This is a genomic window from Sneathiella sp. P13V-1 (genome assembly GCF_015143595.1).
In the GTDB taxonomy this organism is placed as follows: domain Bacteria; phylum Pseudomonadota; class Alphaproteobacteria; order Sneathiellales; family Sneathiellaceae; genus Sneathiella.
Window position 1 is genome coordinate 969,272 of the sequence record NZ_WYEU01000002.1, and the last position, 13,586, is coordinate 982,857.

The 13,586-nt window shown below is 47.8% G+C and carries 10 protein-coding genes; all 10 read left to right on the forward strand.

What is annotated here, in order from left to right; all coding sequences use genetic code 11:
- Positions 1 to 9 precede the first annotated feature (9 nt).
- The 10 genes from GUA87_RS11615 to GUA87_RS11660 all read left to right on the forward strand — a co-directional run bounded on the left by GUA87_RS11615 (position 10) and on the right by GUA87_RS11660 (position 13,581).
- A complete protein-coding gene (locus GUA87_RS11615; RefSeq protein WP_193716717.1) occupies positions 10 to 1,161 on the forward strand; it encodes an NAD(P)H-dependent flavin oxidoreductase in 1,152 nt (383 codons plus the stop codon).
- 10 nt (positions 1,162 to 1,171) lie between these two features.
- Complete coding sequence (locus tag GUA87_RS11620) at positions 1,172 to 3,091, forward strand: flavin-containing monooxygenase (RefSeq protein ID WP_193716718.1); 1,920 nt, start codon at positions 1,172 to 1,174, stop codon at positions 3,089 to 3,091.
- 5 nt (positions 3,092 to 3,096) lie between these two features.
- Positions 3,097 to 4,755: an acyl-CoA synthetase gene (locus GUA87_RS11625; protein ID WP_193716719.1), complete on the forward strand. Its 1,659-nt coding sequence runs from the start codon at positions 3,097 to 3,099 to the stop codon at positions 4,753 to 4,755.
- Complete coding sequence (locus GUA87_RS11630) at positions 4,745 to 6,265, forward strand: acetyl-CoA acetyltransferase (RefSeq protein WP_193716720.1); 1,521 nt, start codon at positions 4,745 to 4,747, stop codon at positions 6,263 to 6,265. The genes GUA87_RS11625 and GUA87_RS11630 overlap by 11 nt, the downstream gene beginning before the upstream one ends.
- Positions 6,266 to 6,285: 20 nt before the next feature.
- A complete protein-coding gene (locus GUA87_RS11635) occupies positions 6,286 to 7,089 on the forward strand; it encodes an enoyl-CoA hydratase-related protein (protein ID WP_193716721.1) in 804 nt (267 codons plus the stop codon).
- 104 nt (positions 7,090 to 7,193) lie between these two features.
- A complete protein-coding gene (locus GUA87_RS11640) occupies positions 7,194 to 7,790 on the forward strand; it encodes an ANTAR domain-containing response regulator (protein ID WP_193716722.1) in 597 nt (198 codons plus the stop codon).
- Between the two features lie 2 nt (positions 7,791 to 7,792).
- On the forward strand, positions 7,793 to 8,971 hold the full coding sequence (locus GUA87_RS11645; RefSeq protein WP_193716723.1) for a CmpA/NrtA family ABC transporter substrate-binding protein: 1,179 nt from the start codon (positions 7,793 to 7,795) through the stop codon (positions 8,969 to 8,971).
- 304 nt (positions 8,972 to 9,275) lie between these two features.
- Positions 9,276 to 10,670 carry a CmpA/NrtA family ABC transporter substrate-binding protein gene (locus GUA87_RS11650; protein WP_193716724.1) on the forward strand — a complete coding sequence of 465 codons (1,395 nt, stop codon included), beginning with the start codon at positions 9,276 to 9,278 and terminating at the stop codon, positions 10,668 to 10,670.
- A 70-nt stretch (positions 10,671 to 10,740) separates the two neighbouring features.
- Positions 10,741 to 11,832: an ABC transporter permease gene (locus GUA87_RS11655; protein ID WP_193716725.1), complete on the forward strand. Its 1,092-nt coding sequence runs from the start codon at positions 10,741 to 10,743 to the stop codon at positions 11,830 to 11,832.
- A 15-nt stretch (positions 11,833 to 11,847) separates the two neighbouring features.
- Complete coding sequence (locus GUA87_RS11660; RefSeq protein ID WP_193716726.1) at positions 11,848 to 13,581, forward strand: ABC transporter ATP-binding protein; 1,734 nt, start codon at positions 11,848 to 11,850, stop codon at positions 13,579 to 13,581.
- The last annotated feature ends 5 nt before the right edge of the window (positions 13,582 to 13,586 follow it).

Below are 13,586 nucleotides of genomic sequence, written 5' to 3' on the forward strand. Positions count from 1 at the left end.
CAATAAAACATGAAATCAAAGCTTTGTAGTGATTTAGGAATTGAGTTTCCCTTGTTTGCCTTTTCCCATTGCCGGGATGTGGTTGTGGAAGTGTCTAAAGCCGGTGGCATGGGTGTTCTAGGTGTTGCCGGTCTCACCCCAGAACAGCTGAAACAGGAGCTTGTCTGGATTGACGATCATGTGGATGGGAAACCTTATGGCGTTGATCTGATTGTTCCCGCTGTGTTTGACGGTAAAAATCAAAAAACAAAATCAGATGAAAAACCATCAGAACTGAAAGTGCCGGAAACTCATGCGAGTTTTGTGCGCGAATTGCTGGAAAAACACAACATTGACGCATCAGAGTTCACAACCGAGCGTTTTCAAGGTGGGACGCGCCTTGGCGACAATGCCCGTGATGATGCATCAGCGACAATGTTGGATGTTGCCTTTGAGCATCCAATTTCATTAATCGCGAACGCACTTGGCGTTCCGCCTAAACACATGCTGGAACGGTCCAAAGCAGAAGGTGTTCCGGTTGCCGCCCTTGTTGGTACGCCAGATCAGGCCGTGAAACAGGCCAAAGCAGGTGTTGATTTGATTATTGCTGCGGGCGGTGAAGCTGGCGGCCATTGCGGCAGCATTTCAACCTTGGTTTTAGTCCCAGAAGTCGTTGACGCCATTTCTCATATTGCTGACATACCGGTTCTTGCCGCAGGTGGCATAGTCACAGGCCGACAAATGGCTGCCTGCATGTCCATGGGTGCTGCGGGTGCCTGGACAGGGTCTGTTTGGCTTACCACAGCTGAGGCCGAGACATCAGAAGTCATCAAAGAAAAACTGATCGCTGCCTCATCGCGTGATACCATTCGGTCAAAATCAAGAACAGGAAAGTTCTCGCGGCAGCTAAGAAGTGCGTGGACCGATGCGTGGGAAGAAGAAGATGCACCAACACCCCTTCCGATGCCACACCAGTTTGGGCTCACAGAACGAGCCATGCGAAAAATTCATAAGCTCGCTGACGGTGGACATGAAGGGGCAAGAGAGCTCGTAAGTTATTGGGTTGGGCAAGGCGTTGGCATGATGAATAAACGCCTCTCAACACGTGCGGTCATGTATGAATTTATGGAAGATTTTCTAAAGGCGACAGATCGCCTCAGTGAGCTGACTAGTGAAGACTAAGGGGAAAAAAATGACAATAACAAGCCTCAAAGGTACCTCTGACGATGACCTAAAACATGCGTTGGAAGATGCCAATATCCCAACGTTACTTGCTGTCATAGCCCAAATTACGGGCGACGCAAGTGATCTTACCCGCAACATGCGACCTTCCCGAAGCCTGGAAGGGTTGCGTCATATTTCAGAAGGGCAACAAGCTGAAATTCGCCAAAGCGCATTTGAACTTTTTAGGAAAATTCGAAACGGTGATATCGAAGTCTCCGCTTTGCCAAATCAAGATACGCTTCATGAAATGCTATCCGCCTATGTGGCGGAACCTGTGGGCAAGGAATATGTCCCCATGTTTCTTGAAGATATGGGTTTTAACAACTCCCTTGAAACGCATCTGAATTGGAAGAATGAAAAACCAGATGCAGAAACCTTAAACGACAATCATGTTGTTATTATTGGGGGCGGCCTGTCAGGCATTTGCGCCGCAATCCACCTTCAAAAAGCAGGCATTCCCTACACAATCTTTGAAAAGAACCCCTCAGTAGGTGGCACATGGTATGAAAACACTTACCCGCATTGTGGCGTCGACACTCCGAACCATTTCTACTCTTTCTCGTTCGAACCGAACTACGACTGGTCCGCTTATTATTCCAAACAGCCGGAGCTGATTTCTTACATTCGGCGGGTCGCAGACAAATACAGGGTTAATGAAAATACAGAGTTTGGGGTCAGCCTGAAATCAGCGACATATGATGAAGGCAGGAAATGTTGGAACATTACACTGACTAATGAAGATGGATCGGAACGGCATCTCATCTCCCGCTTTTTAATCAGTGCTGTGGGGCAACTCAATCGGGCAAGTATCCCTGACTTCAAAGGGAAAGATGAATTTGAAGGTCCGTCTTTTCACTCAGCAAACTGGCAATCAGATGTGGATCTGAAAGGCAAAAATGTCGTGGTTGTGGGTACTGGGGCGTCTGCTATGCAGTTCTGCCCAGCGATCGCAGACAGCGTAAAATCACTCACCGTTTTGCAAAGAACACCGCACTGGATCCGGATGCTACCCGATTATCATAAGACGGTTAGTGCTGGTAAGAAATGGTTATTGAAACATATCCCGTTTTATCAAAACTGGTATCGTTTCCGCCTGTTCTGGAGCTACGGCGATGGCGTTTGGGAGTCCCTTCATTATGACCCCAATTGGCCGGATGCAGCCCATTCGCTTAACGCTGAAAATGCACGTCACCGCAAAGCCTATATTCAAAACCTGTCTGACGCTTTGGATGGGGATGAAGAATTATTGAAGAAAGTCGTGCCTGACTTCCCACCATTTGCCAAGCGTATGCTGATTGATAATCACTGGTGCGAAATGCTCAAAAAAGACAATGTTGAGCTTGTCACCGAAGGTGTCAGTGAAATTCGCCACAACGGCATTGTAGATGCGGCGGGCGACTTCCATCAGGCAGACGTCATCATTTATGCCACCGGATTTAAAGCAGGTGAAATGCTGGGATCAATGGAGATCATTGGTCGGGATGGCATCAATATTCACAAGAAATGGGGTACGGATGCTCGCGCCTACATGGGCATGACAGCCCCTGATTTCCCCAATTTCTTTATGTTCTATGGTCCGAATACCAACCTCGCCCACGGGGGTAGTTTGATTTTCCATATCGAATGCCAATCCAGATACATCGCCAAAATGCTGATGCAGATGATTGACGGCGGATATACCGAAGTCGAAGTGCGCGAAGACGTTCATGATCTCTACAATGACAAGGTAGATGCAGAGCATAACAGCATGGTCTGGACACATCCCGGAGTGAACAGCTGGTATAAGAACGACAAAGGCCGAATTGTCGTCAATTCACCTTGGCGATTGGTGGATTACTGGTCCATGACCCATGAGGTCAACATGTCTGACTATAAGTTACAAGGATAGGTCAGATGCCACTAAACATCGCAGAATTAAACGAAGCGATCGCGGACGCCCTCCCCGATCGTGAAGCCATCGTTTTTGGCAAACGACGAATTACTTTCGCTGAGTTCAACGATCGAACACGCAGATTGGCCAACCTGCTTCTGGATCATGGAATAACCGTTCATGCCGAACGTGAAAATCTTCAGAATTGGCAATCCGGGCAGGATCATGTTGGTTTGTACATGTATAACTGCAACGAATACCCTGAAGGGATCTTGGGGTGTTTGAAAGCACGCGCCGTGCCGATTAACATCAACTATCGATATGTGGAAGAAGAACTGATCTATGTCATGCGCGATGCAGGATTAAAGGCGCTCATATTTCATGGATGTTTTGCGGACAAAGTCGATGCGATACGACATCAGCTTCCTGATCTAAAATTACTCATTCAAGTTGAAGATGGATCAAACACTCCTTTGTTGGAAGGCGCCATCGCCTATGAAGATGCACTAACCTCCTCCTCTTCTGAAAAACCGGATGTCATCCCCTCACCTGATGATTTGTACGTGATTTACACAGGCGGAACGACAGGCATGCCAAAGGGGGTCCTTTGGCGTCAATGTGACTTTCTTCCTTCTGTTTTGGGAGGCCGCCATGACGATGGATCCCCGATTGAAGATATCGGAACCTTTATTGATAAGGCTGTAAACTCAAAGTCTTCCTCCTCCCTCGCGGCACCGCCTTATATGCATGGGACTGGGCAGATTGTCTCTTTCGTTGCGTGGCACAACGGAAACACCGTTGTCCTGCAGGATAACATGACCCATATGGATCCCGCTGAGTTGATGGAGGTGGCAGAACGGGAAAAGGTGAAAACCATCGCCATCGTCGGGGATGCTTTTGCCCGCCCTATTGCTGATGAAATTGAACGCAAAAAATACGATCTTTCATCATGGCGATTAATGGTAAGCAGCGGCGCAATTTTTTCAACATCTGTGAAAAACAGGCTGCTCGCGAAAAATCCGAAACTCACTATCATTGACGCGTTCGGTTCATCAGAGACCGGTGCCCATGGTCACAATGTGGCGAGCGGCAACATAGATGACAAAACATCAAAGTTTGAATTCTCCCCAAATGGCGTCGCGCTGAACCAGGGAAAAACCGCCCTCGCAACCTCCGAAGATGAAAGTCTTGGCTGGTTCGCTGTGAAAGGCAACATTCCCCTTGGGTATCTCAATGATGAGCAAAAAACCAATGAAACCTTTCCTGTGGTGGATGGGGTTCGATACTCCATTCCCGGGGATCGGGTAAGGCTGGACCCAGATGGTGTGATGAACTTCATGGGTAGAGACTCTGTCACCATTAATTCAGGTGGTGAGAAGATTTTCGCAGAAGAGGTTGAGCAAGCGATCCTCCATCATCCGGAAGTGCAGGATGTGGTGGTAAGCTCCCGCCCAAGTGAAAGATGGGGCAACGAAGTGGTCGCCATTGTTCAGGCACGAAATGGTAAAACACCATCGGATCAGTCGCTACTTAAAACCGCAGAACAACATATTGCGAGATACAAACTGCCGAAAGCCATTATCCGCGTTGAGAAAGTAAAACGCGGGGAAAATGGCAAAATGGATTACCGCTGGGCAAAGGAAATTGCCTCATCATTGCAGGAGATTTCCCATGCCACATAAAAACACCCCTATTTTGGTTGGTGTTGGTGACATCACTGAAAAAGGCAAAGATCTGGAACATTCCTCATCCCCTATGGATTTGATGGAACAGGCTGTTCGCAATGCTGCGTCTGATGCAGAAGTTGATATTGACGCTTTGCAAAATGCAGATGTTATTTCTGTCGTTAAAAGCCTGTATCCGTTCACAAAAAACCCGCCATATACCCTTGCAGGCAGATTGGGCATTCAAAACGCACGACATATTGAAACGCCCATTGGTGGTAACATGCCGCAGTTTTTGGTGAACAAGTTTTCCGAAGAAATTGCCGAAGGAAAGATCAAACTCGCTATCTTCGCCGGAACGGAAGCAATGGACACTGGGCGTAAACATATCAAAGCGGGCGCAAAACCAGATTGGCGTGAAGATGCCCCTTGCAAAGCTGAAGAAATTGTCGAAGAGCTTCCCATGGCGACAGAACATGAAAAAGCCCATGGGATATGGCCGGCCCGTAACGTCTACCCGCTTTTTGAAAATGCCCATCGCGGACGCTATGGAAACAGCATCGCAGATCATCAATTGGAAATGGGTGAATTGTTTTCCAAATTCTCTGAAGTGGCAGCCGAAACCGATACGGCTTGGTTCCCTATGGCCAGATCTGCTGAAGAAGTTGCCTTTCCAAGCGACACAAATCGTATGGTTGGCTGGCCTTATACAAAATTCATGAATGCAATGAACCAGGTTAATCAAGCAGCCGCACTCATACTAACATCAGTGGAACATGCAAAAGACTTGGGTATACCCGAAGAAAAATGGGTCTATTTGCATGGGTGCGCGGACGTGAATGAAAAATGGCATGTTAGTCATCGGGTTGATTATAGCAGGTCTCCTGCCATCAAAGTGATGGGGGAGCGAGCCTTTTCCATGGCGAAGAAAACTCCGCAAGGTATTGATTATTTTGATCTTTATTCCTGTTTTCCAGTTGCAGTTGAAGCTGCGCGTGATGCACTTGGCATTCCCAAAGGCGATCCACGCCCCCTCACCGTCACCGGTGGCCTTCCCTATCATGGGGGTGCGGGAAGTTATGTCATAAATGCCATTGCCATGATGGTACGGAAACTTAGATCCAACCGCGGTAAATTTGGCATGGTTACCGCAAATGGAGGATATTTAAGCGAACATGCAGCAGGGATTTATTCCACTGAGCCTACTGGCGAGGAGAAGTGGAGCCGCACTGATCCGGCAATAGATCAGCAGATTATAGATGATCTACCCGCGCCGGAATTTATTGAAAACCCTGAAGGACCAGCTGTGATAGAAACATACACTGTAGCCAGTGGCCGTGATGGCCGTCCAAATCTAGGTATCATAATTGGACGCTTAGGGGATGGATCTGATGCGAATGCCCCCCGTTTTATTGCCAATACTCCCGTTAATGAAACACTGCTCAACCGAATGATGGAAGTGGATTATCTGGGGCACCGCGGTTATGTTAAATGCAGTGATAATAAAAATACCTTCACACCCGAATAAAGAATAACAAGGGGGAGCCAATGTCCATTCTGGAATATTCAATCAGTGATCATATTGCCCTGATCAAACTTAACCGGCCAGAAGCCCGCAACGCACTTAATCCGGAAATGGTGGTGCGCCTTGCTGATGCCTTTAAGGATGCCCGTGACAACGAGGATGTTCGGGTCATCGTCCTTACAGGTGAAGGATCCACTTTCTGTGCGGGTGCCGACCTTGGGGAATTGATCCCTATTATCTCTGGGGCGAAAGAGCCAAAGGACGAATGGGATGAACGCGTTGCGGAAAACCGCAACTTGATCTTCGAAGCCTTGCTTCGTGATTTTGACACGGAAAAACCGGTTATCGCAGCAGTTCAGGGTCACGCCATCGCGGGTGGGTTGGAAATCCTGCAAGGGACAGATATTCGTGTCGCGGGACCGGATTTAAAATTTGGTGTTCAGGAAGTGAAATGGGCGATCTTCCCGGGCGGTGGATCAACCGTTCGCATGCCACGCCAAATGCCCTACGCCAAAGCAATGGAACTCTTGCTGACAGGAGATTTGATCCTGTCTGATGAGGCCAAAGAGATCGGATTCCTGAATTACGTCGTACCGGCTGATGAAGTTCTGAACAAAGCCATGGAAATCGCCCGAAAAATAGCGGCAAACGGCCCAATTGCCGTGAAAGCCATTCGGGCGTCAGTGCGCGCCTGTTCTGGGGTCGAAGAAAAAGAAGCCTTAAAAATCGAAACCAAACACGCAAACCCCGTTTTTGCCACAGAAGACGCCCGCGAAGGCCCCCGTGCCTTCATGGAAAAAAGAAAACCGGTTTACAAAGGCAAGTAAACTTCATTTAAAATCTGATAGTTAACTATCATTGATTAAATTATGTGCAATGCAGTATTTATTTTTGCATTGCACAACTTTTTTGCATACGCAAAGATATGCGTATGTCTAGTTCTTCTATTTCGGTCCTCATTCTGGATGAAAATCAAATACGCGCTTCGATAATCGAGGCGGGACTGAAGGATGCCGGACACGAAGATGTTACCATCCTGACTAGTTCGGTAGGTATTGCCCGCGAAATTGAAAATCTGGATCCGGACGTGATCGTCATCGATCTGGAAAACCCCAATCGCGACATGTTGGAAGCCATGTTTCAACTTTCCAAAAGCGTGAAACGTCCCGTTGCCATGTTTGTTGATCAATCTGACGATGCTTCCCTTGTCGCAGCAGTGGAGGCAGGCGTATCCGCATACATTGTTGATGGTCTTAAAAAGGAACGTGTGAAACCCATTTTGGATCTGGCCATTCTTCGTTTTAACGCTTTTGCCAGAATGGAAAGTGATCTGGCTAAAGCACAGGAAGAACTTAAAGGTCGTAAAGTCATTGACCAGGCGAAAGCCATCCTGATGAAAAATAAGGGCCTTAGTGAAGATGAAGCATATAAGCTTTTGCGCAAAACGGCGATGAGTCAGAACATAAAAATATCCGATGTCGCGCAAAGCCTTGTGACCGCAGCCAACCTTCTAGGCCCAGGAAATTAAATATGTCCAATCAACTTCCCAAAATATGCGCCGGGTTCCTCCCCCTCAACGATGCGGCCATTTTAATTGCGGCAAAAGAACTGGGGTTCGATAAAGAACAAGGATTTAGCCTGGACCTAATAAAAGAAAACTCCTGGGCAAACATTCGAGATCGAATGGCAATTGGTCATTTTCAAATGGCTCAAATGCTGGCCCCCATGCCAGTTGCCGCAAGTATGGGGCTAAGCCCCCTGCCACTTGATATCATTGCCCCAATGGCACTTGGCGTTGGTGGTAATGCGATAACCGTATCAACTGCCCTCTCGCATGAAATCCGCTCAATAGCTGGTGAAACCAATCTGTCTGCAAAAGAGACCGGACAGGCGCTGGCAGAAGTTGTTGCTAGTCGAAAATCAAACAACAATACATCACCACTTTGCTTCGGTGTCGTGCACCCCTATTCCAGTCATAACTACGACCTTCGCTACTGGCTTGCGGCTTCCGGCATACAACCGGATGACGACATACAAATTGTCATCATGCCCCCGGCTATGCTCCCCGCCGCGTTGGAGGCCGGAAACATAGATGGGTATTGTGTGGGGGAGCCTTGGAACAGTATAGGTGTTGAAAAAGGTGTCGGAGAAATTCTGACAGTCAAAAGCAACATTTGGCGCCACAGTCCTGAGAAAATCTTGGGTGTATCAAAAGGTTTTGCCGAAGAGGAGCCGGAACTCCTACGCGCAGCTATCCGCGCTTTCTACATTTCAGCCAAATGGTGTCAGGACAGCACCAATCATTGCGAACTTGCAGACCTTTTATCGCAAGACAAGTATATCGGTCAGCCGTCAGACATCATCATTCGTGCCCTGTCAGGTAATCTGAAGATAGACGACCAAAAATCCGTCACGATTGAGGGCTTTTTTGACCCTTATAAAGATCAGGCAACCTACCCCTGGCAAAGTCATGCACTTTGGTTTTATACCCAGATCCAAAGATGGCGGGGCAACAGCTGGGATGAAGAGCAAGCCACAGCAGCCATGCACTCTTTCAGGCCAGATATTTATATCGAAGCACTGAAACCGTTGGCTGAAAACCTCCCGACGGCAGTCAGCAAAATAGAAACATCTGCAAATTTCTTTGATGGCAGGGTTTTTGATCCTGATCACGCAGACACGTACCTTTCTGATGACCAGGCTTTATAATTTGTGCACTGCACAAAAAAACATCAAAAATCACGATCGCGCCAAAAATTTAGACACTTTTCACTGTTATTCAGTTTAGGCCATACATCCAGAAAAACACTCTACCTATTTGTTTTTATTAATAATAATCAGACGTAGAGCAAACTGGCACACTTCTCGCAAATAAAGAAACAGATCAGCGACGATCAAAAAATTTAAGGATATCCGACGTTGGGTATCTCTCTGGCAACGCCGCCTTACCCAGCATGGTATCCGCAAGAACCGTGTGAAGGGTTTGGCGGTTTTTTTATTTAAGGAGATTTGAATGCCTCTCTTTCAGACCATAAGACGCACGACACTGGCGGTCATTGGCGCAGGCTTGCTTTCCGTAACTTCCGCATCCTTTGTTCAGGCAGAAATGCTGGACGTTGAGAAAGACGAACTTAAGTTTGGCTTTATCAAATTAACTGATATGGCGCCTCTCGCGATTGCCTATGAAAAAGGGTATTTCGAAGATGAAGGTTTGTTTGTAACGCTGGAGCCTCAAGCAAACTGGAAGGTTCTTCTGGATCGCGTGATTACAGGTGAATTAGATGGCGCGCACATGCTGGCAGGACAACCGCTTGCCGCCACAATCGGGTATGGCACCAAAGCACATATCGTCACCCCATTTTCTATGGACCTGAACGGCAACGGCATCACGGTTTCCAACGAAATCTGGGAAATGATGAAAGAACATATCCCAACAGGTGCAGATGGGAAACCGGTACACCCTGTAAAAGCTGACGCCTTGAAACCGGTTGTCGAGAAATTCAAAGAAGAAGGAAAACCGTTTAACATGGGCATGGTCTTCCCGGTCTCAACCCACAATTATGAACTTCGGTATTGGCTGGCCTCTGGCGGTATTCACCCTGGATTTTATTCAACAGATGACGTGAGCGGACAAATTGCAGCTGACGCACTTCTTTCTGTGACACCACCACCGCAGATGCCTGCAACTTTGGAAGCAGGAACTATCTACGGATATTGCGTGGGTGAACCTTGGAACCAGGCGGCTGTGTTTAAAGGCATCGGTGTTCCAGTTATCACCGATTATGAAATCTGGAAGAACAATCCAGAAAAAGTATTTGGTCTCACCAAGGAATTTACGGAAAAAAACCCGAATACCACTCTTGCTTTGACCAAAGCCCTTATTCGTGCGGCCAAATGGCTTGATGAAGGCGACAACGCCAACCGCATGGAAGCCGTGGAAATTCTATCCCGCCCTGAATATGTGGGCGCAGACAAAGAAGTCATCGCCAACTCCATGACAGGTTCATTTGAATATGAAAAAGGCGACAAACGCGAAGTCCCTGACTTCAATGTCTTCTACCGTTATTTCGCAACCTACCCATACTACTCCGACGCTGTTTGGTATCTGACACAAATGCGTCGCTGGGGCCAGATTGCGGATCACAAAGATGACGCTTGGTATGACGACGTCGCCAAATCTGTATACCTGCCTGACACATACCTGAAAGCCGCAAAAATGCTGGTGGAAGAAGGCCACGTAGAGAAAGCTGATTTCCCATGGGATACAGATGGTTATCGTGAACCAACAAGTGCCTTTATTGACGGCATTACATACGATGGCAGAAAACCAAACGCCTATATCGATGCCCAGAATATCGGTCTGAAATCCAAACAAATCATCAAAGATGGTGTTGCCGTAGAAGGCTAACCCTTACCAGACCGGATGCGGCTCGCCGCATCCGGAAACACTCGAATTCAATCAAGTACAGGACCCCATCATGTCTGATCAAAGCGTAACACCGGATAAGCTTGACACTGCTCTGGACAAATCACAAACTCGGGAAAAAATCTTCACATTGATTTCTAAGATGGAAGGTTGGCTCAATGCCTTAGGTCTGGTCTGGCTCACACCCCTTTTACGTCTAGCCGCCGGTGACAATCCAAAAGAACAACTTAACGAACTTAAGAAAGTTCTAGTCATTCCACTTTGTGGCATTGCGCTTTTCATCGTCGCATGGGCAGTTCTTGCACCGAAAGTCCATACCTCACTGGGCGCAATCCCTGGACCTGTACAGGTTCTGGAACAAGCTGGAAATCTGGTAGATGACCACTTCCGTGAACGCGCTAAAGCAGATGCGTTTTATGAACGTCAGGATGCACGTAATGCAAAATTGATTGCGGCAGGCAAGGCGGATAAAGTCAAACACCGTCAATATACTGGCAAACCAACCTATTTTGATCAAATTATTACTTCATTGCTGACTGTTGGATTGGGCTTTCTGGTAGGAACAGTTCTTGCTGTGCCCCTAGGCATCGCCTCTGGCCTGTCTCGCACTGTAAATGGTGCCATCAACCCGCTTATCCAAATCTTCAAACCGGTCTCCCCTCTGGCTTGGCTGCCGATTGTGACCATGATTGTCTCTGCTCTTTACGTAAATCCAAGTGACCTGCTTCCAAAGTCACTGGTGATTTCCGCAATCACAGTAACGCTCTGCTCTCTGTGGCCCACACTGATTAATACTGCCCTTGGCGTGTCATCCATCGACAAAGACCTGATTAACGTGAGCAAGGTTCTGCAGCTTCCAACCCCGCAGACCATCACCAAACTGGTTCTCCCTTCCGCCCTCCCCCTTATTTTCACCGGTCTTCGCCTATCCTTGGGTGTTGGATGGATGGTTTTGATTGCAGCGGAAATGCTGGCGCAGAACCCAGGCCTTGGAAAATTCGTTTGGGATGAGTTCCAAAATGGCTCTTCTCAATCCCTGGCGAAAATCATGGTGGCTGTTTTGACCATCGGTATCATTGGCTTCCTTCTGGATCGCGTCATGTATGCGCTTCAACAGGCCTTCACTTTTACATCCAACCGATAAGCTGGAGGCGATGACATGAGTTTTCTCGAAATTTCCAGCTACAGCAAAAGTTACGGCGAAGGTAAATCCAAAACTTCTGTACTGAAAGACGTCAACCTGACCGTAGATGAAGGTGAATTTATTGCCATTGTCGGTTTTTCCGGGTCTGGTAAAACAACATTGATTTCAGCTATTGCCGGCCTTATCGATGGTGATGCTGGTGAGGTTTCTTTCAAAGGAAGCACCGTTACAGGACCGAGCCCGGAACGGGGGGTCGTATTTCAATCCTATTCCCTGATGCCATGGCTTACCGTTGAGGGGAACATTGCCCTTGCCGTTGGCAGTGTCTTTAAGTCCAAATCCAAATCTGAACGTAAAGACATCGTTCAAAAATACATCGATATGGTGGGCCTATCCCACGCTACAGATCGTCGTCCAGCCGAGCTTTCGGGCGGTATGAGACAAAGGGTTGCAGTTGCCCGCGCCCTCGCCATGCAACCTGAACTTCTTCTGATGGACGAACCTTTATCAGCCTTGGACGCCCTCACCCGTGCAAAATTGCAGGATGAGTTTGCTGATATTTCTCAAAAAGAGAAAAAAACCATCATCCTGATCACAAATGATGTGGATGAAGCCATTCTGTTGGCCGACCGGATTATCCCATTGAAGCCAGGACCTGATGCAACACTTGGACCTGATTTCAAAGTGGATATCCCAAGGCCACGGGATCGAGGGGCAATGAATAACGATCCCGCTTTCATTAAGCTAAGAAGTGAAGTTACTGAGTATCTGATGAATGTGGGTATGGAGCGTGGAGCTGATCTTGAAAAGGATATCCAGCTTCCAAATGTGACGCCAATTACCCAAAAAGAACTGCCAAAAGCCTATAAAGAAGCTTCTGCCTCTCACCGGCATGAGAAATTTGTAGAATTCAGTCAAATCACCAAGGTTTATCCAACACCAAAAGGACCGCTCACTGTTGTAGATGGCTTTGATCTGAAGATCAAAAAAGGCGAGTTCATCACTCTTATTGGCCACTCAGGATGTGGAAAATCCACAGTTCTTTCCATGGCGGCAGGCCTTAACAAAATCACTTCAGGCGGTGTCATTCTGGATGGAACAGAAGTGGCAGGCGCAGGTCCGGAGCGGGCCGTCGTATTTCAGGCCCCTTCCCTAATGCCTTGGTTATCCGCCTATGACAATGTGTCGTTGGGTGTGGAGAAAGTCTATCCGGATGCCAACAAGGCAGAACGTAAGGACGTAGTGGAATATTACCTCTCTCGCGTGGGCCTTGCAGATTCCATGCATAAAAGCGCTGCTGAGCTTTCCAATGGCATGAAGCAGCGGGTGGGAATTGCAAGGGCTTTTGCTCTATCCCCTAAACTCCTTCTACTGGATGAGCCTTTTGGCATGCTGGACAGCTTGACCCGTTGGGAGTTGCAAGACGTCTTGATGGACGTTTGGAAGAAAACCCAGGTCACCACCATCTGTGTCACCCATGATGTGGATGAAGCCATCTTGCTGGCCGACCGTGTGGTCATGATGTCCAACGGACCAAATGCAAAGATCGGCAACATCATGGATGTGGGACTGGAACGTCCACGTTCACGCAAAGAACTTTTGGCGCATCCAGATTACTACGCCTACCGCGAAGAGCTTCTTGATTTTCTGGAAGCCTATGAAGGCGGTGCAAACCCAAGCCCGGAATTATTGAAATCCATTCAGCAAAAACGTGCTGATCGTCTGGCTAATCAACAGCCAGCAGCCTGATGGAG

What these genes read in the sequence shown, in the direction of transcription:
- GUA87_RS11615 (WP_193716717.1), top strand. Translation starts at nt 10, where the DNA reads ATGAAATCAAAGCTTTGTAGTGATTTAGGAATTGAGTTTCCCTTGTTT.
- GUA87_RS11620 (WP_193716718.1), top strand. Translation starts at nt 1,172, where the DNA reads ATGACAATAACAAGCCTCAAAGGTACCTCTGACGATGACCTAAAACAT.
- GUA87_RS11625 (WP_193716719.1), top strand. Translation starts at nt 3,097, where the DNA reads ATGCCACTAAACATCGCAGAATTAAACGAAGCGATCGCGGACGCCCTC.
- GUA87_RS11630 (WP_193716720.1), top strand. Translation starts at nt 4,745, where the DNA reads ATGCCACATAAAAACACCCCTATTTTGGTTGGTGTTGGTGACATCACT.
- GUA87_RS11635 (WP_193716721.1), top strand. Translation starts at nt 6,286, where the DNA reads ATGTCCATTCTGGAATATTCAATCAGTGATCATATTGCCCTGATCAAA.
- GUA87_RS11640 (WP_193716722.1), top strand. Translation starts at nt 7,194, where the DNA reads ATGTCTAGTTCTTCTATTTCGGTCCTCATTCTGGATGAAAATCAAATA.
- GUA87_RS11645 (WP_193716723.1), top strand. Translation starts at nt 7,793, where the DNA reads ATGTCCAATCAACTTCCCAAAATATGCGCCGGGTTCCTCCCCCTCAAC.
- GUA87_RS11650 (WP_193716724.1), top strand. Translation starts at nt 9,276, where the DNA reads ATGCCTCTCTTTCAGACCATAAGACGCACGACACTGGCGGTCATTGGC.
- GUA87_RS11655 (WP_193716725.1), top strand. Translation starts at nt 10,741, where the DNA reads ATGTCTGATCAAAGCGTAACACCGGATAAGCTTGACACTGCTCTGGAC.
- GUA87_RS11660 (WP_193716726.1), top strand. Translation starts at nt 11,848, where the DNA reads ATGAGTTTTCTCGAAATTTCCAGCTACAGCAAAAGTTACGGCGAAGGT.